The organism is Poriferisphaera sp. WC338, from assembly GCF_050931845.1.
Lineage (GTDB): Bacteria > Planctomycetota > Phycisphaerae > Phycisphaerales > Phycisphaeraceae > Poriferisphaera.
The window spans coordinates 66855-85852 of record NZ_CP194516.1 but is presented as its reverse complement, the minus strand read 5'-3'; the positions used below and the strand labels follow the sequence as shown (position 1 = coordinate 85852).

Genomic DNA, 18998 nt, shown 5'->3' with positions numbered 1-18998 from the left:
TTCGCGCAAGACATCCCCTGTCATGGTTGACAGATTTCGTGCCTTCACTGGGAGTCGTTCATTCACAAGAGTTGCAACCGCCGGGGAATTGCGGAAGCACTGCCCTTGTGTCCCTTCTCGCGAGGACACGAATACGGCACTTCCAGGCAGGTCTTCCGGCTTAGAGCTTCTGTCCACGTTTCCGCTTGCCTTCCCGATTGACCCGTTGCAGATCAATCAGTGACTTTCGCGGTTGGTGGGCGACTGCATCATGCAATCGGCTCATCACGGCGGCGCGTCCGCAGAGGAATTCCCTTTTCCAGAGTCAACTGGTCCATCCATCTTGATCATCCCATTTAGGAGATCAAAATTTCAGGAAGGGGCACCTCGTTTCCCATTTTCAGAGACAACTGTTAAACACAAGCTGTCTCACCTGTAAGTCTATTCAAAATAGCCCGCCGGCCTAAAGGCGTCAAATATCGAACAAAAACCCCGTTTCCTACGTTCTAAACGCCCATCACCCCTCACATCCACAGATTGTTCACACCCAGATTCCCTCACTGCCTCACTTGCAAACGCCTCAGAAACAGATAAACTTGTTCGCTCACAAATGAAGATATGCGGGTGTAGCTCAGTGGTAGAGCGTCACGTTGCCAACGTGAATGTCGTGGGTTCAAATCCCATCACCCGCTTTTTGGCGCTAGCCGACGTAAGTTGACTAGCGTTTTTGTTTACACACGCATCTCACATAACCGCAAATAGAGCAAAATCAGAAAGATCAAAACAGAAATCAACTTGCGGTTGATCTTGCTAGGGGATAACAAGCACACCTTGAAACCAACCGTAAATCGGCATCATGTCCAGCACTACAAGCTGTTTCTCCGCATCGGCGATATCACCTGCTTAAGATCGCATGGCAAAGAATAAGCCCCTCTAAAAGCTTCCCCCAACCCTAAAGGCTCGAATGGATATCGTTGAACAAAAATGAGGATTAGCACAATTATCTAGTACGTGCTGAGATAGCCTGAGCAATCAACTATACATATCATATTTAGCAGCATGTCAATAAGTTCCACGAGGCATGTCATTTGAAAACATCACGTACTCGATCTAAAACACACGCCAGATCAGAAGAGTGCCATTTAGCGATAGACGAAAGAGTAAAAAAATTAACATGAGTCCTATGAAAGCGGATGATGTTTTTGATAAAGTAATCAGATAAAACGTATCAACGCAGTACCCATGGCAATCTATCATTCGACATTTATAACCTCTATGTATAAACAAAGATGAGTAAGCTTCATTTTTAAACGTGCAGTAATGTCATTCAAAATGAACTTCCACTCAATCGCGCAAGCTAGAGGAAGATCGGATTAACACTCATGAATAAATGCGCTCTCATTACAGGAATCACCGGACAGGATGGATCGTACTTGGCCGAATTCCTACTCGCAAAAGGATATGAAGTTCATGGTCTCATCCGACGGTCCAGCACTTTCAGTACTGAACGCATCGATCACATCTACGCCGATCCGCACGAATCAAGCACTAGGCTTCATCTGCATTACGCAGATCTCACCGATGGAGCAGGTCTTTCGCGCGTCATCCGCGAAATCAAACCCTCCGAAGTCTACAACCTAGGCGCTCAATCGCATGTCCGCGTCTCCTTCGATCAACCCGTCTACACTGCAGAAACAACGGGTGTGGGCACGCTCAATCTTCTCGAAGCAATACGGGACTATCAAGATCTCACTAGCGAGCAAATTCGCTTCTACCAAGCGTCCTCATCAGAAATGTTTGGCAAGGTCGCCGAAGTACCACAAAAAGAAACTACTCCTTTCTACCCTCGATCCCCTTACGGCGTTGCAAAACTCTACTCACACTGGATCACTATCAACTATCGCGAATCATACAATATGCATGCCTCTTGCGGCATCCTCTTCAACCACGAATCGCCTCGACGCGGCGAAACCTTCGTGACACGCAAAATCACGCGCGCCGTAAGCCGCATCAAATGCGGACTACAAGACAAGCTCTTTCTCGGCAATCTCGACGCATTACGCGACTGGGGGTTTGCTGGTGATTACGTCGAAATGATGTGGCATATGCTCCAACAAGATTCGCCTGATGACTACGTTGTCGCAACTGGTAAAATGTACTCGGTCCGACAGTTTTGTAAAAAAGCCTTTAGCCGTGTCGATCTAAATTATGAGGATTATGTCGAAGTTGACCCACGCTACTACCGCCCTGCTGAGGTTGAGCAATTGCTTGGTGATCCAGAAAAAGCAAAAGAAAAACTTGGCTGGGTGCCTAAAACAAGTTTCGATGAACTCGTCAACATGATGGTCGACTATGACCTTGAACTCGCACAACGTGAACTAACCCTGCGTAACGCTGGACACGAAGTCAGCATTCAAGATGGTGTACGCCACTAATCAATTATTAGAATCGGTTCTGAAATCCAAGCAAAACTCAGATTCTATTCACAAGGCAGTATCTAACCAGAGAGTTTTGAAACAACATGGATCTCAAAGATCAAAAAATAACCCTCACTGGAGGCGCTGGATTTTTAGGTAAGTTTGTACGAAAAAAACTGCTAAAACACGGTGTTTCTGATGAACAAATCTTCATTCCTCGACGTAAAGATTATGATCTTACACAAGAGTCTGCGGTAATTCGCTTATATGAAGATGCAAAACCAGACGTCGTCATTCATCTGGCTGCAGAAGTAGGTGGCATTGGTGCAAACCAAGATCATCCGGGTCGCTTTTGCTTTGCAAACCTCTCGATGGGTATGCATTTAATTGAGCACGCCCGCATCAATGGAATCAAAAAATTCGTCCAGACTGGCACCGTCTGTGCTTATCCTAAATTCGCACCAATCCCGTTTAAAGAAGATGATCTATGGAACGGATACCCCGAAGAAACCAATGCGCCGTACGGCATAGCAAAAAAAACTCTTTTCGTCATGCTTGACGGTTATAAACGTGAGTATGGTTTAAATTCCGTAGTTGTTTTGCCAGTAAACTTGTATGGTCCAGGTGATAACTTCGACTTGCATACCTCGCATGTTATCCCCGCATTAATCCGAAAATGTGTCGAAGCACGTAATAGAGGCGATGTATTTATCGAATGCTGGGGAACAGGCAGTGCTTCTCGCGAGTTTCTATATGTTGAAGATGCTGCGGAAGCGATTGTCGCTGCTACTGAGAAAATTGACACCCCTACTCCAATCAATCTCGGCACATGCAATGAAATAAAAATAAAAGATCTGGCAAAACTAATTGCACAACTCACTGGATTTAAAGGTGGAATCAGGTGGAATTCAACTAAACTCGACGGCCAACCTCGCCGCTGTCTTGATATAAACAAGGCAAAAAAACTCATGGGTTGGCAAACTCAAATCGGATTTAAAGATGGATTAATGAGAACCATCGATTGGTTTGAAATACAGAATCTCCTAAAGTAACTTCGGACTAACCAAAAAACAACAACGACAATCATTCATGGCAGCTGGATGGCATTACGTGCATAAAAATGGAAAAAGAAATGTAGAGCATCCTCCAACAATTTGAATATACTACGACTGTCAAATTAGACGATTTAAAACAACAAATTATAAACTATCAGAGCTAATGGAAAACTATGAAACACAAGAAACATGGAGGCAATAACGTATAAAATCCCAGTGTTGGAAATTTCGTGTCCATCCAGCCTAGGGTGGACACAATGACTTGCAAGTTTCTAATCTTTCATAATTTCGCGCACCATTACATATAGATCACACTGACAAATTAGTCACAAAATAGATCTCAACCTCGTTTCGTTATTTTTAGAAATGCTATAATACTTAACCAAAAACAAAAGGGGGTAAACTGAAGCTTATTATTCAGGAACCTATAAAGAAAACGCTATACGACCTGGGCTGTATCAAATTGCTCATAATTGGTTATATTGGAAAAATTTGGTTTTGAAAATATAGAAAATTAATTTAAATTACGGGCATTTATAAACCTGATGCGTAGTGTAAGATCGTTGTTTAATTAGCTGAATTCGGAATGTGTTACATCTTAAGAGTGCAATAGCGAAATACAAGAAAACCCTGTGCGCATTGTCTGTAACCAAACGATCAAAGAGACACCAAATGCACAATAACGTAATCAGGAAAAACTGACAAACGGAGTAGTAATCAATTGGCTAAACAATATCAATATGGAATAGTTTCGATTATTACTGCTTGCTACAACGCAGAAAAGTATATTGCAGATACAATAAACTCTGTTCAAAACCAAACGTACCATGACTGGGAAATGATTATCATAAATGATTGCTCGAATGATAAGTCGGTTGAAATCATTGAAAAGTATATACAAGAAGATGAGCGAATCATTTTGCTACATACTGATAAGAATAGCGGCCAATCGGTAACTAAGAATAAAGGGGTAGAAGCCGCTACTGGACAATACCTCGTGTATTTAGATTCGGATGATTTATGGGATCACATTTTTCTTGAGCGAATGATTCACTTCATGAAAGAAAAAGATGCGTCATTGGTCACAGCATCTTACCGCAGAAAAACACATGATTTATCTGAAGATCTTGGCCAATTTATTGTGCCGATTCAAATGACCTATCAAAGTACTCTAAAATCCTGCGCCCTATCTTGCCTAACGACCATGTATGACATGTCAAAAATCGGTAAGTACTATATGCCTATATTGAAAAAACGCCCTGATCTAGCGCTTTGGTTAAGTATTTTCAAAGATATTCCATGTGCATATGGATTACAGGAAGTACTTGCAACTTATCGGATACATGGTGGGTCTATATCGAGAAATAAATTTAGTGCAGCTTCGTTTCAATGGCGTGTTTACCGTGAGATTGAAAAACTCAGCTTACTTAAAGCGAGCTATTATTTTATTCATTATGCAGTGCGCGGCTTCTTTAAGAATTACGAGCTGCTTAAACCTAAAGCAAATTTAAAGTAATTGGTGACATGGATGAAAGCTTCAATTTCAGTTCTGGTTCCAGTTAAAAACGAAGAAAAAAATCTGCCCGACTGCCTTAGAAGCTTAGATTGGGTAGATGAAATTTTCGTCGTTGATTCACATAGCAAAGATCGCACTTGTGAAATTGCCACACAAATGGGGGCTGAAGTTGTACAGTTCGATTATGACGGAGGTTGGCCAAAGAAGAAAAACTGGTCAATTAAAAATTTACCTTTTAAGCACGATTGGATATTAATTGTTGACGCAGACGAACGAATTTCTCCTAAATTAAAAAACGATATTCTTGCCGCCATTGTAAGTGATACATACCAAGGTTATTACATCCGCTGGAAATTCATCTTTTTAGACAAATGGATGAAACATTGTTGGAGTCACGGATGGATGCTAAGGCTATTTAAGAAAGACTTGGCAGAATATGAAGACTTGGGAATGAGGGGTGAAGGAGGCTGGGATAATGAAGTACACGAGAATATTAAACTAGATGGTGAAAGTGCTTGTCTACCCGGCTACATGATTCATGAAACAAACGTTTCGATTGAGCGATGGCTTGATAAACAAAATCAATTTTCAACTTGGAATGCAAAAAGACGACTAGAGCAATTAAACGAACCTATCCCTTCCCTAAAGTGGTTTTTTAGTCGCAATCCGCTTAAACGACGACGATTCTTAAAAGCACTTTACATACGCATGCCGCTTCAACCTCTCATTCAATTTGTCTATTTTTATATTATTAAATTTGGGTTTCTAGATGGATTGCCTGGACTATATTTTTGTGCTTTTCGCGCAGCGCATGAGCTGAATGCGAGAATCAAGATATACGAAAAAAAGCATCTCAACAGTCAAGAGGGTAAGGATTAATGATAAACAAGCTATTGAGAGTTACCAAAGAAGAGCTATGGGCACTTGTAGAAACTTTGACAAATTGGATCCCAGGACGAATTGGATCTCACTTTAGGGGCTTTATACTAAGCTTAGTTGCCAAGTCGGGAAAACGGTTATTGGTCAGAGCATATGCCCATGTATTTTCGCCACATAATCTGATTATTGGTGATCATTGTTCGATTGGACGCTTTTCGATACTCAATTGTGTCGGCACTGTCCGTATGGGTAATTATGTCCGCATGGGACCTAACGTGATGATAACAACTCTCAATCACGGCTTCGTGAAAGGCACGAATATTCACCATCAAGAATGCGAATTGCAGCAAGTAACTATTGGTGATGATGTCTGGATCGGTGGACATGCCTCGATACTTGCTGGCATCAATATCGGAAATGGCGTTGTCATTGCTGCAGGCGCAGTTGTAACAAAGGACGTGCCTGACAATGCAATCGTAGGTGGCGTACCTGCAAAAATTCTTAAATATAGAAATTAGCTTACCGTGGCTATCCTTCAATACAATACCAATTGACCCGGAATGTTCCAATGCGTTCGTTCACTCGAAATACCAAAATACCATTTGTAATTATTCTATTTTCACTTTGGATCAGTGAGTCTATTTTTGACATAACTGCTTATGCTCAAGTCACTGGCACGACGGATAACAATGATAAACATCTCGTACTTTTTGATAAAATCCTACATCCTTTTACTAATAGCTTTATCACTGAACGGGCAATCAGATCTGCTGCTGAAGCTAAGTTCAACACTTATTGCCTAGTTACGCACGAATCAATAAAAGGTGATACTCGATTACAGTTAATTAAACAGACAGCTCTGTTTTGTGAAAAATACAATCTCTCATGTCTTCCAGCAGAACGGCTATCATTCAGAGCCAACACTCTAGACAGGAGAAATGGGAAATGGATTACGTGGAAAAATGGCACCGCAGAACCGATTTTAAGTCCGAATACAAATGACTTTTGGGAGCATCTCGAAAGAAAAATATTACCTATTGTTTCTCTAAGTACAACAAATAAGAGTATCATTGGTGTTTTTGTAGATTTCGAAAATTACTTTTTCAAAAATAAGAAACCCGGCAACTATTACCCTGTTTCATACGACCCCTATTCACTCCGAGCATTTCAAAAAGAAAAGCAGCTGCCTATCGAAGAGATTCCCTATGGTAAAACTTCTTCTTGGTTAATAGAAAACGATTTCGATAACGCATTTATTAGCTGGCAAAAAAGGCTATGGGTTCAAAAGAGTGTTGTATTTCGAAAAAAAATTGATCGCATCAATCCAAAATTTCGCTTTTTTATATACCCAGGGAGAACACCATTCTTAACTGAAGCAGTCTACAATAACTGGGGAACAGAACAAGCACCAATCGTCCTAGCTTATGCAGGCGTACAGAGTCGCAAGACAAAATACATGACGTGGCCGGAATCAATCGAATATAGCATTAAAAATTTGCGAGAAGCTGAGGATAAAGCGCGATTACATAATATGTGTGGGCAATTTATAAGTGGCCTCTATACCAGCAACCAATCATGGAGTGAAGAAGGTTTGAGTCGAATCGCTCAAGTGATTGCCAATCAAACAGATGGTTATTGGTTTTTTTATCAACGTTTTAAAAATTCACCCTATCAACATAAAACATTATGGAATGCTTTTACAAAAGCCAACCAAGAAATCCATGCCGGTAATACAGCCTATCGTGATGCGCCTTTTAAAAATCTTGATCGCTGGGCTGCAGACACACTGAATCAGTTCCGTAACTTCAAAGCACAAGATGCACCCATCAAGGAACTTGATAATAGATATCGTGATTATTCAAATACTACACTGATTAATGCGAACATCTTTGCGATAAAAGCAAAAAAAAATGATGTTGTTCGGATAACAATTTCAGGAAAACATAAAGGCTCATCACCATACTATCTTGATTATCAAATCATTAATCATACAAACACAATCCCTCTAGAATCAAAAACCGTGAACACACAATCACATAACATTCTTTTTACAGTACCTGAAGACGGCCTTTATTGGCTATGTCTAAACTCATACTACAAACAGTACACTATATCAGAATCTAATACTCCACTGGCATTACTTGCTATTGGAGAATCTTCTGCATTTCATGGTCCAATTTCTCTTTATTACATACCAAAGAATCTAAATCCGCAATTCGAATGTAAGATTCAATATCTGAATACAAATCGCCATCTCGATTACCGAGTCAATGGATATCCAATGGAACATCTCAACACTAAAAGCCATGCAAAAACCATGAACATTTCAACGCCGATCTCAGAACAAAATCGTTCAAAACTTTTAAATTTAACGATATCAGGACATAACCATGCTGATTTTAATTTGACTATACCCAACAGACGTATTCCTAGTTTTTGGTTTCTTGCACACGATGATGTATCATTTGATACAACCGATTATTGAGTATTAATATTCACTCGGTCGAAATTGATTTGATTGAGTGCCTGACCGATATACAGAGACACTCAATCATTAAACGAAGGTGTTTATTTTTAATTATGACAGCTCGATTAAGCAAAAAACTTGCAATCATTGGCGGTAAAATTCATCAAAACCCAGATGGGAAATTACTAACACACGTTTCATTTGGCGCCATTGTGAACGCATTCTCTGAACGCTTTGAACATATTTACCTAAGTTCTGCTATCCGTCACGAAAAAAAAGTTGATGACGATTATGTCCTGCCTAGAAATATTACATATGTCACACAGCCACCTTGGACAACGACAATCAACAGTACAATATACCATACTGGAATTGTTAAATCTTACGATGAAGCCATAAGCCAAGCTGATGCTGTATTTGTGCGTGGTAACCCTGTCGCAGCAACAAAGCAACTATATAAATTATGTGCACAACAACACAAGCCCATCTGCCATTGGCTCGTCGGTAACCCCATGGCATTATTGCAATCACATCAGCGCAGCAATTGGATATTGGATACACTTGGAAAACTTTATATTTGGGGATGGGAAAGAAGATTAGTCGGAGGAAGGAAAAAAGCAAATGGCGTGTTCTTATGTAATGGGCAAGAAATTTCGGACCGCTATCCGTCCGAACAAACTCATATGGTAGTTTCAACAACACTCACAAAAAATGATTTTTTTAAACGTGTGGACACCTGCCAGAATAATGAAATCAAAATCCTTACGATGTGCTACATCAGACCTGAGAAGGGAATCGAATATCTTATTGATGCTTACGCTAGAACTAAGATACAAAAGCGCTCACGATTGATTCTTGCAGGAAGTCGTGCCAGATATGACACATACCAGAAAAAGCTGGATCAACTGATTGAAAAACATAATCTTCAAGATAATGTTGAGTGGCGAGGCCATATTAGACATGATCAAATACCTAGTTTATTGCGCGAATGCGATGTGTTCGTCTTACCAACACTGTCAGAGGGAACCCCGCGTGTACTCGTAGAAGCGCGTGCTAATTCACTCCCCATTATCTCAACCAATGTCGGCGGCATTCCTTCTAGCGTGACAGACGAAGTTGATGGTTTGCTCGTTCCTCCTAAAAATCCATTCTTTCTCGCAGAAGCAATGACAAAAGTTTGTACGAACCACACTTTACGCCGCAAGCTAATCTTAAATGGATATCAGAGAGCTACTGAATTAACCGTCGACAAATTCGTAGACTTAGTAATTAATTGCCTAGATCTGTAGGCACATAAAATACCTATGAACACAAAGTAAATATCATGTACATGGCATTTCAGTGCTATCAATATACATTGCCCATAGCGTGTTTTATTAATCACGCATAGCTACAGTTTTCAATCTCTATTTCTTCAGTCGAATTTATTTCGCCAACAGGTGTTATAACCTGAATTAAAAACAACACTGTCACAATTCGATTGAATGTTAAGTTACTTACTGTTAGATAAAAAGTCGGTTCAAAAATACTTGATACTGTCAGCCCTAACAATAATGCAAGAATACAGACATAATGCCAACGGAGATTCCCAGAAGTATGAATCGTCTGGCGGTAGAAAAACCATGCTAACGAAAACAGTATCAAGATATAAAATAATCCCCCACAAATCCCAATCTCAGTAATCGCAGTCAGAAGATCGTTATGCGCACTTTCATAATAACTTTCTGTATTCGCGTATGAAAAGTTGAATAAACCAACACCAACTAAGAACGCCAATGGATTGCTCATCCAATAAAAAACAGTTTCTTTCCAAATTATCGTCCTCGATGATGCTGTAGATATCGTCTCTGCATCAACTGTCTTCATCCATGCCTGGAGAATATCTTGGTTGTAGTTAAGAAATACAATACCGACAATCCCAATTACTACTGCCCCCATCGTACCGAGCAAGATCCCTCTCGATTTTCCTAGCACATATATAACCATTAATGCAACGACAAGTGCCAGCAAACTTCCGCGGCTTCCTGATAAAGATAGCGCACCAACAGTAACAATAATACCAAGTAGATTAAAAAGCTTGCCTCCTTGATATATTCTCAACAGACTTAGCACAAATCCAACACACATCAATCTTCCAACAGATGATTTTGTCAGCCCTAAAATGCGTGGGCCAATATGTACTTGTCTTATGTCAGCATGCGCCAAAGAAAGGTTTACTACACTCAGCCTAGTCAAAATCATTGCCAAAGCCAATAGGATACAGCCAGTGATTATCGCGTTTATGATTGTAATGGCATCTCGTTCATCTAATCGAACGGCCAAAAAGAAATATATATACGATGCAAACGCAATTAATTTAAACATGCGAAAACCCGCCATTAGAATTGGCAGTGGAATTGCTGATGTCAGCCGCACATTCCCTTGTTGACTGTAGTCTATAGATATGAAATTATAAAATAACCCCATGAAACAAATACTGATTACCAAAAACATCATTATCATGTTGACATAAGAATGCAATTTTAATTTATATGATCGAAGCCACTCTCTTGGAATAAAAAATAGTAATCCAAACAATGCAATGCCAACAACGTCACTCGCAACAATAGCTCCAGCCGCACCTCGGGTTGCCGTCATAATAGGGGTACCTGTAAAGGCTGGCAGCAGCAAGGCATAAATAACGATATATTTTTTACGCCACTTAAAACCTAGTATAGTCATCATCACTGCAATGAGACTTATAATAAGTGGATGCCAAAACAAGATCATAAATCTGCACCTTAAGATGTACTAACAATCTGGGCTACAATAAAAACATTCTGCCAAAGTTATATTTCCGCACCCCTAGAACTAATTAAATTAATAAAGTCATCAAGAATTGCATCTGTTGGCCAAACATGGCCCTTATACCATTCTAAATTGCGATCCCAATACCCCTCACAATTATGAATCAATTCACTCACAAACCCATAACTAATTTCAACTAAATAAAATCTATTTTGATCGTCTCTGACAAAATCGAAGCAAACACTGTTCATTTTAAGTTTGTCCGCAGAATCAATCGCAAGCTTAACGACTTCTGCAGGAATTGCTTGTGGATCATAATCAACCATACCACTACCGGAGGCTCGAAAATCATTACTTCTTACCATTCTCCTGTAACCCCATACCCGATCTCCAACAACTGTAAGACGGTAGTCGCATGTATTGCCAGGAATGAACTGCTGAAAGTAAACATACCCTTTTTCCACCGCATGGAACTTCGCACCAAATCTTGACATTCTGAAGAAACGAGGCGCTTTCTTTGCTCGATCAATTATTCCTTTTATACCCCCATTTTTCATTGCAACTTGCAATTTGGTGCTAATATCAGCCATGCGTGCCGGTGCAGGAGAATAACCTTTACCAAACATACGATTTATGTATGAACTGGCTTCCTGCTTACTCCTCAGCAACTTCACATTGTATGAACCTGCGCCACGCCTTAGCTTTCCAACAATGGGAATTGATGCTTCAGAGCTATTAATCCAATTTAAAGCTTGGTCTTTATCAAAAAAAGCCCACGCTTTTGCTACAGATAGATCCAGAGCTTCAAATAAATATTTCTGTGACAGCTTATCATCAAAATGCCAAGTACTTTCGTAATCCGGAAAAACCGATATGCCCATTTCCTTTGCAGAATTTAAGACACTGCGAGCCATTAGTATATGCGTTGGAGATAAATGCGAAAAAGCCCATATCAAACCATCACATTCTTTAATCTGATCAAGAATATCCGTATCTAAACAATTTACTATTTTATATGAGATATTACGCTCATTACAATGCTGAATAATACTTTCACACCAACTGCCTTCATGATGAATAGCTAGCTTCATGTTATTATGTTGATTAGATTGCATAAAACTAATCCTTTTATATTTGCCTAATTCATTCTTATTTATTTATGGATACTTGCATCTCAGTTTGTGGCTTTTTCCATACGTGTAAATGATTTTTCAGCTCATACCAATCAGAAAAACGAGGTACAAATAGATCTACATAACAAACATCAGTATCACGTTCAATTACATAGAATATAAACATTGAACTAGAAAAATACGCAAGTGTAGTCGCCCATGCTGCCCCCAAAAGCCCGAATGGCTTAACCAGAACAAACAACAAAATAATATTTACCAGCAAATTAATGAATGTTGCTTTTGACACAATTCCTGGCCGGTTTGTACCGTTAAAGTATGGAAATAGTGTTTTTCCGATCGTACGAATCCATATACCCGGCATCAATATAAGCATAACAGGAATCATGGGAACGAATTTCGGTGAAAATAATAGCGGTACAACATAAGGTGAAAGAATTAGGAAACAACATCCAAAGAGCATCACAACGAGTCCTACAACACGTGCGGCTCTTACCACAAGATCTAAACGACCATCATCACTATCCGCAACCCGTGGCTGTAGAATTCGGCACGCGATATCGGACAATGTTATGAATTGTGCTAAGATCGCCATCGCTTGGGCAAACAATCCTAAATCAGACTGGATCACATAAAACGACAGTAAAATCGTACCTATTCGGGCATTGGCAATCATACCAAGCGATCCACCAAAAAAGCGGAGTCCGTAGCTAACATACTGACGAATGAAGTGTGACTTGGGCATTTCAAATCGAAATTGATATTTTCGTATGATATGAATAATTACGTAAAACGTGACAATTCCACACGAAATAATATCTGCTAAAATTGGTGCGGAAACATTAAGCGGAGTTGTTTCGAATAAGATAAATGTAAAAAGGAATGTTAATGTTGCTTTGAGAGTTGTAAGAATTGCCAGCAATGCGAAACTTTTCAATCCTGTGAGAACAAGTACAACATATGAATAGACTACGAGCGATATTGCCCACACAATAGAGAAACCAAACGAAAGATCTCCGATCTTGCTAAAGAATTCAAGCGGCAACAATTTAAAGAACGGTAATATCATTCCCGCAGCAATACTGAGAAAAATACAGTTCATGATTACCATGGATATGGTTTGATTGAACGGTATTTTTTTAGAAGAAATATAATAGCTGCACGACCAATCCATACCAGCTGCTAATATCGCACCAGATAAATTACTAAAAACTAAACAAAGCGCATATTCACCCCGCCCATCCGGTCCTAACATCCACGCCAACAGAGATTGCATCGCCAATGCAAACAACATGGCCCCGCATCTCGCGAACCCTGTAACCATAAAATCCTTAAGTCCTGTTGACAATCGAGCGTGCATTTAAAAATTTAACCTCTTACGATGCAATTGCTTATGCTTCAGCAGGAAGGCTGCAATATACCATAATTTACTAATCAAATTAAGTCGCTCCCATTGTCAAGGCACACAACTAACGCCTAATCAGTACTGCCGATCTGCATTACCTCCAATACCGCTATATCACGACAATAACAATTAAATGGTATTTCTATACAAATCAACCATTGCATCCACTTGTTTTTCGTGAGTTAAATGCTCTTTTACGAAATTCGATGCGTTTATACCTATTTGCAAAAGATTCTCTCGATGCTGACAAACTTGAACCGTTTTATTAATAAACGTCTGATAATCAACAGGTACGGCATAGCCGGTGGTTCCTTCAATAATCATATCTTCATAACCTGCGGTTGCTGTACGTAGCACAGCGCAACCAGTTGCCATCGCTTCCAAGCATACTAGCGAAAAACCTTCTCGCTTGGAGGGTAGTATAATTAGATCGGAAGCGTGATATACCGGCATTGGTGAGCCAAAAGGCAACAGCGTAAAATAATCTTCTAACCGACGCGCCTTAATTTTTTTCTTGAGTCCTTCGCGCTCTGTCCCCTCTCCGATTGCAACCAAATGAATTGGCAACTCTTGCTTAGAAAAATGCTCTGCAAATCGGATAAGCCACTGCGAATTCTTTACAGGTCCAAATCGACCAACATAGCCAATCACCGTTTTATCTTTTGGTAGATTGAGTTGTTCTCTCGCTATGGTTTTATCTGTATCCGTAGCATACTTATAAGCATTCGGATCAATTCCGTGTGGAATAACATGTAATCGATCGTTTGAAATCTTTGCTACGCTTTTTACCCAAGCTTTCGCCTGCGTACTTGGGCAATGTGTTTGATTACCCCAAAATGTAAGAGCCTTTGTAATTTTCCCCATTGGAAGATCGGTCAAATGTACCGTAAACACAAATGGAATTTTACATTGAATCTGAACTAATTTCGCGACAAATGATGCTTTACGATAATGCGTGTGGATCAAATCTACATTATTCTCTTTCACAAATTTCGTGATGACACGACTCGCATGCACCATTTGCTTAAAACTACCACCTATATTTAAATCCAACCATGGCCATGACTGTTTATCGAAAATCTCTTGCCATTCTGTTTTTTGCCCTGCAATGCTCACTTGGTGTCCACGTTCAACAAGACTTTCGGAGAGGTCGTAGATGTATCGCGTCCCACCGTCGAAATTCGAGTTTAATGTAAGATGCAGAATATGCAGGTTTTTAGCCATACTTTAGTCGCCATAAAAAATACCACATACAAAAATGAATGCGGTATTAATTGCTACGTTTTAGGATTGGCTGTTGTTCATAGGATTTAACATGCCGCCTCAGCTGCGAACACCTCTTTATACCATTCCACCGTTTCGGCTAAACCATCTTTAAATTTCACCTGCGGCTCATAACCAATCAGTTCTTTTGCCATAGAAAGATCTGCCAATGAGTGCTTCACATCACCAGCCCGCTCTTCAAGATGAATTGGGGTGACTTCTGGTTTATTCCACATCGAAGCCATGTCGATCGCGAGCTGATTAACCGTTATACGGTTAGCACAAGCAATATTCATAACTTCACCATTAATTGGCTTCTCAGCCTGAGCGGCGAGCAAGTTGGCATGGACCGCATTATCTACAAAGGTGAAGTCACGCGATTGCTCACCGTCTCCAAAAATGGTGGGCTGTTCGCTCTTATCAAGAGCCTTTGCAAATGCTGCGATGACTGCGGCATAAGCAGAGTTGGCATTCTGGCGTGGGCCAAAGATATTGAAGTAACGCAATGATGCAGTATCAATCTCATAACAATTGGCATAGGCACGCATTAATGCTTCGCAAGCAATTTTATTTGCTGCATAAGGGCTCTTAGGCCGCACTGGCATGTCTTCGACTTTAGGCAATTTTACACTGTCACCATAGGCAGAGCTGCTCGCAGCAAACACAACTCGCTTCACCTTATGATCAACTGCTGCTTGTAAGAGAATCTGCGTGCCAACAGTATTATTTTCGTTGTACTCAACGGGCATCGTCACACTACGGGGAACAGAACCCCATGCCGCTTGATGAAAGACGTAATCACATCCCGCAATTGCATCTTTGAGTAGTTCAGTATTAAGAATTGATCCTTCAACAAAGCTAAATTCATTTTGATACTGATCTTTGAAAGTATCAAAGTTGGACACGAGGCCACCAGAAAGGTCATCAATTACAACGACTTCAGTACCTAGCTTAAGTAGCACCTCAGCAATATTAGATCCAATAAAACCAGCGCCGCCTGTGATCAAGGCTTTCTTACCAGCAAACGCATTACCGTGTAAATTATTCCAGTTTACTAAAGCCATACTGCTATATTCTCCTAACATCCGATCGCTCGCCCAACGAGCTGTTAATAAATTCTAAAATACGTGTTAGGCTTTGATAATTTTATCATCATGACCACACACACCACGCATCGCACCTCGGCTATCGATAATCAATTGGGCTTTAGCCGCAATGTTATTCCAATCATATGCTGCATGGTTTGTACTAACAACCACTACATCATACCAATCTATATCATCCAAACTAACGCTCTTCATCCCTAAATTATATTTACGCATTTCATGCGTTTCTGGCACATGTGGGTCATTGTAAGCAACATTCGCTCCAAGTTTGGCAAGTCGCTCAATTAACTCAAAACTTGGGCTTTCACGAACATCATCAACATCAGGCTTGTAAGCTAAGCCAAGGACAAGCACCTTTGCATCCTTAATTGATTTACCTGCTTGGTTTAATCCCCAAACAGTTTTACCAACAACATAGTCAGGCATACTGTGATTAACTTCGCCCGCCAATTCGATAAATCGTGTAGCCAAACCAACTTCACGTGCTTTCCATGTCAGATAGAACGGATCGATTGGGATGCAGTGCCCACCAAGACCGGGCCCGGGATAGAATGCTTGATAGCCAAAAGGTTTGGTTGCCGCAGCATCGACTACCTCCCAAATATCAATATCCATACGGTCCAGCACAACCTTCATCTCATTCACCATCGCGATGTTTACGGCACGGTAAATATTCTCAAGCAGCTTCGCTGATTCTGCGACTTCCGCTGAAGAAACCGGAATAATCTCAGAGATGGCATACTTATATAGTTCAACCGCAATTTCGCAACTATCTGCATCAATACCACCAACAAGCTTGGGAATTGTTTGTGTATTATGCGATTTACGACCTGGATCTTCGCGTTCAGGGCTATAGGCAAGATAAAAATCTTTACCGCACTTCAGCCCAGTAACTTCAAGCTTTGGCAGCATGATATCGCGAGTCGTACCGGGATAGGTCGTTGACTCAAGCGTGATCAATTGGCCTGGACGTAATTTTTTAGCAATAGCGTCGGTTGTAGATTCGACAAATGAAAGATCCGGATCTAGGTGCTTCCCGAGTGGCGTTGGTACACAGGCAATTAGCGCATCGGGCTTGTCCAATTGCTCAAAATCTGCAAAAGGTGTAAACCGCTCAGACTTTGCCATTTCAGCTATGTAATCCTCGCCGAGATGCTTGAGATAATTCTCCCCCTTATTGAGCAACTCAACTTTCTTAGCATCAACATCAAAGCCCATCACCGTAAAACCAGCTTCAAAAAAAGCTTTCGCTAACGGTAATCCAACGTATCCCAATCCAAGAATACCGACCGAAAAGGTTTTATCTTCAATATTTTGAAGTAATTGGTTTTTCATAATTCTCTATCTGCTAACTATATTATAAGTGTGTTTTACCGAACATTTATGATTAGCGATTACGATGACTAATCATGTATTGCCTCTTTTAAGAAACTCCCCCCTAATCCCCAAAAACACGAAATTGTTCATATTCGTACTAAAATAAGTACGAAACTTAACCATCATTAGTTTTCCCAACTAATATTGGCAAACGTGAAATATGTTAAATTTCCTCACCAACAATTAGAGCAATTAATCTTAAACTTCTTCTATTATCCATTCGCCTATCGAAATCTAGTCTTTCTATCATCAACGTTAATCGGTCTTCCATTTACCTCAATCTTGTAAGTATATCATTGATTCTCCCTATGCCCACACAAACCAAGATTGAGAATGACTCAATCAACAGACAACAAAACGTGTTCTGCAAGTACGGCGCTATATTAACGCCATCTTCACACTTCTATTCAACTCTACTAATCAGTCCATATAATCGACTAACCGCCTAGCGGGGCTTACTTTCCTGTTGTCAATTCTACTTGGAATTTACAACTCACTGGAAAACATTCGATATAACCGGCTTCTGAACATCGCTCACTCGCCTGATAAAAAACCGCTCTCATCATACAACCTCTTTGCTACGCCGCCACCAAGCATACAATTCACTAAATTATAATGATTTATATCGATATAGCCACAATAACTTAGATTAACCAAAACACCTAAAAGCCCTTTGGAACACATTCAAATTTCCACCAGACTGCCTGTGCGATACGCCTCGGCTTACTTTGCACATATCAATCCTACACCCACAAAAGCCCTATCATTTTATTAACAAAAAAATCTATTATACCACACTTCCGCTACTAATATGAACAAGAAGATTGAGCCCACAATTCTTCAATAAAGATCACCGGGTTTGATTACATCACAATTTTCCGTCACTCCTACATGAAAATTGCTGCGGCAAATGATATCCATAATATGAAGTATAAATCTCATTTACGATCTCAATATTAACCTAGAAAAGGCTGGTTATGGAGAATAAGGATAGGGTTTCAAGACTATTCCATGTGTGGTATTTAGAAACGATAAAAACCGAACGACGGAGGTGGCCGACCGAGTAGGTAATTGGGTTGATGAGATGCGATTAGTTTTGATCTTCAGCTTTGGCGTCAGCGAGCCATGCAACAGAGTCTTGCGAGGGCTCCGGGGTGGGCAATGATTCGGCTTCATCGTCGGTCGCAGGCTCTTTTTTCACTTTCTTCGCCAGCTTGTCCAACACACCGTTGATAAACGCTGGTGAGTTTTCACTCGCAAACGATTTTGCAAGCTCAACTGCTTCATTGATCGCCACCTTGGCAGGTGTCATACCGCTGCTTATTTCGTAGTAGGCCAACCGCAAGATCGCCCGATCCACAGGTGGCTGTCGGTACGTCGGCCAATCCGGCGCCAAGCTTTCGATCTGCTCGTCACTGGTTCCGTGAACCACCCACGCATGCAGCGCGATATCAACCGCCTTCTGACAATCCTCCGGCGAGTCAAACTCGTCATCGATCGTGCTCAGTATCTCGTCGCGATCAAGTTCTCCGGTCATATCAATCTGATACAACACTTGCATCGCCAATCGTCTTATCGTTCTTTGTTTTGACATTCACTCTTTCCGGCAGGCTTGGG

Annotated in this window: 14 protein-coding genes, 1 tRNA gene and 1 riboswitch; of the genes, 8 read left to right on the top strand and 7 right to left on the bottom strand. The window is 40.6% G+C overall.

Annotated elements, in window-relative coordinates; genetic code table 11:
* Positions 1 to 128: 128 nt before the first annotated feature.
* Positions 129 to 431: riboswitch (cobalamin riboswitch) on the bottom strand.
* A 168-nt stretch (positions 432 to 599) separates the two neighbouring features.
* From ACQ6WK_RS00340 to ACQ6WK_RS00305, 8 genes are all read left to right on the top strand, one after another.
* Positions 600 to 671 (top strand) — tRNA-Gly (locus tag ACQ6WK_RS00340).
* A gap of 690 nt (positions 672 to 1361) precedes the next feature.
* On the top strand, positions 1362 to 2414 hold the full coding sequence (gene gmd, locus ACQ6WK_RS00335) for a GDP-mannose 4,6-dehydratase (RefSeq protein WP_432798749.1): 1053 nt from the start codon (positions 1362 to 1364) through the stop codon (positions 2412 to 2414).
* An 86-nt stretch (positions 2415 to 2500) separates the two neighbouring features.
* Positions 2501 to 3448, top strand: a complete 948-nt coding sequence (locus ACQ6WK_RS00330; RefSeq protein ID WP_432798748.1) for a GDP-L-fucose synthase family protein — start codon at positions 2501 to 2503, stop codon at positions 3446 to 3448.
* A 724-nt stretch (positions 3449 to 4172) separates the two neighbouring features.
* A complete protein-coding gene (locus ACQ6WK_RS00325) occupies positions 4173 to 4967 on the top strand; it encodes a glycosyltransferase family 2 protein (RefSeq protein WP_432798747.1) in 795 nt (264 codons plus the stop codon).
* Between the two features lie 12 nt (positions 4968 to 4979).
* Positions 4980 to 5846, top strand: coding sequence for a glycosyltransferase family 2 protein (locus ACQ6WK_RS00320; protein ID WP_432798746.1), 867 nt, complete (start codon positions 4980 to 4982; stop codon positions 5844 to 5846).
* Positions 5846 to 6364: an acyltransferase gene (locus ACQ6WK_RS00315; protein WP_432798745.1), complete on the top strand. Its 519-nt coding sequence runs from the start codon at positions 5846 to 5848 to the stop codon at positions 6362 to 6364. Before ACQ6WK_RS00320 ends, ACQ6WK_RS00315 begins: the two co-directional genes overlap by 1 nt.
* Before the next feature lie 50 nt (positions 6365 to 6414).
* Complete coding sequence (locus tag ACQ6WK_RS00310) at positions 6415 to 8331, top strand: hypothetical protein (RefSeq protein WP_432798744.1); 1917 nt, start codon at positions 6415 to 6417, stop codon at positions 8329 to 8331.
* A gap of 95 nt (positions 8332 to 8426) precedes the next feature.
* Positions 8427 to 9602, top strand: a complete 1176-nt coding sequence (locus ACQ6WK_RS00305; protein WP_432798743.1) for a glycosyltransferase — start codon at positions 8427 to 8429, stop codon at positions 9600 to 9602.
* Positions 9603 to 9693: 91 nt separating this feature from the next.
* Here ACQ6WK_RS00305 and ACQ6WK_RS00300 read toward each other — a convergent pair whose 3' ends face one another.
* The 7 genes from ACQ6WK_RS00300 to nusB all read right to left on the bottom strand — a co-directional run bounded on the left by ACQ6WK_RS00300 (position 9694) and on the right by nusB (position 18975).
* Positions 9694 to 11082, bottom strand: coding sequence for an O-antigen ligase family protein (locus ACQ6WK_RS00300; protein ID WP_432798742.1), 1389 nt, complete (start codon positions 11080 to 11082; stop codon positions 9694 to 9696).
* Between the two features lie 59 nt (positions 11083 to 11141).
* On the bottom strand, positions 11142 to 12215 hold the full coding sequence (locus ACQ6WK_RS00295; RefSeq protein ID WP_432798741.1) for an ATP-grasp domain-containing protein: 1074 nt from the start codon (positions 12213 to 12215) through the stop codon (positions 11142 to 11144).
* Between the two features lie 34 nt (positions 12216 to 12249).
* A complete protein-coding gene (locus ACQ6WK_RS00290) occupies positions 12250 to 13554 on the bottom strand; it encodes a polysaccharide biosynthesis C-terminal domain-containing protein (RefSeq protein ID WP_432800419.1) in 1305 nt (434 codons plus the stop codon).
* A 210-nt stretch (positions 13555 to 13764) separates the two neighbouring features.
* Positions 13765 to 14859, bottom strand: coding sequence for a glycosyltransferase family 4 protein (locus tag ACQ6WK_RS00285; protein WP_432798740.1), 1095 nt, complete (start codon positions 14857 to 14859; stop codon positions 13765 to 13767).
* An 86-nt stretch (positions 14860 to 14945) separates the two neighbouring features.
* Positions 14946 to 15962, bottom strand: coding sequence for an NAD-dependent epimerase/dehydratase family protein (locus ACQ6WK_RS00280; protein ID WP_432798739.1), 1017 nt, complete (start codon positions 15960 to 15962; stop codon positions 14946 to 14948).
* 66 nt (positions 15963 to 16028) lie between these two features.
* Positions 16029 to 17339, bottom strand: coding sequence for a nucleotide sugar dehydrogenase (locus ACQ6WK_RS00275; RefSeq protein WP_432798738.1), 1311 nt, complete (start codon positions 17337 to 17339; stop codon positions 16029 to 16031).
* Between the two features lie 1132 nt (positions 17340 to 18471).
* Positions 18472 to 18975, bottom strand: a complete 504-nt coding sequence (gene nusB / locus ACQ6WK_RS00270; RefSeq protein ID WP_432798737.1) for a transcription antitermination factor NusB — start codon at positions 18973 to 18975, stop codon at positions 18472 to 18474.
* Between the last annotated feature and the right edge of the window lie 23 nt (positions 18976 to 18998).

What these genes read in the sequence shown, in the direction of transcription:
- gmd (WP_432798749.1), top strand. Translation starts at nt 1,362, where the DNA reads ATGAATAAATGCGCTCTCATTACAGGAATCACCGGACAGGATGGATCG.
- ACQ6WK_RS00330 (WP_432798748.1), top strand. Translation starts at nt 2,501, where the DNA reads ATGGATCTCAAAGATCAAAAAATAACCCTCACTGGAGGCGCTGGATTT.
- ACQ6WK_RS00320 (WP_432798746.1), top strand. Translation starts at nt 4,980, where the DNA reads ATGAAAGCTTCAATTTCAGTTCTGGTTCCAGTTAAAAACGAAGAAAAA.
- ACQ6WK_RS00315 (WP_432798745.1), top strand. Translation starts at nt 5,846, where the DNA reads ATGATAAACAAGCTATTGAGAGTTACCAAAGAAGAGCTATGGGCACTT.
- ACQ6WK_RS00310 (WP_432798744.1), top strand. Translation starts at nt 6,415, where the DNA reads ATGCGTTCGTTCACTCGAAATACCAAAATACCATTTGTAATTATTCTA.
- ACQ6WK_RS00305 (WP_432798743.1), top strand. Translation starts at nt 8,427, where the DNA reads ATGACAGCTCGATTAAGCAAAAAACTTGCAATCATTGGCGGTAAAATT.
- ACQ6WK_RS00300 (WP_432798742.1), bottom strand. Translation starts at nt 11,082, where the DNA reads ATGATCTTGTTTTGGCATCCACTTATTATAAGTCTCATTGCAGTGATG.
- ACQ6WK_RS00295 (WP_432798741.1), bottom strand. Translation starts at nt 12,215, where the DNA reads ATGCAATCTAATCAACATAATAACATGAAGCTAGCTATTCATCATGAA.
- ACQ6WK_RS00290 (WP_432800419.1), bottom strand. Translation starts at nt 13,554, where the DNA reads ATGGTTACAGGGTTCGCGAGATGCGGGGCCATGTTGTTTGCATTGGCG.
- ACQ6WK_RS00285 (WP_432798740.1), bottom strand. Translation starts at nt 14,859, where the DNA reads ATGGCTAAAAACCTGCATATTCTGCATCTTACATTAAACTCGAATTTC.
- ACQ6WK_RS00280 (WP_432798739.1), bottom strand. Translation starts at nt 15,962, where the DNA reads ATGGCTTTAGTAAACTGGAATAATTTACACGGTAATGCGTTTGCTGGT.
- ACQ6WK_RS00275 (WP_432798738.1), bottom strand. Translation starts at nt 17,339, where the DNA reads ATGAAAAACCAATTACTTCAAAATATTGAAGATAAAACCTTTTCGGTC.
- nusB (WP_432798737.1), bottom strand. Translation starts at nt 18,975, where the DNA reads ATGTCAAAACAAAGAACGATAAGACGATTGGCGATGCAAGTGTTGTAT.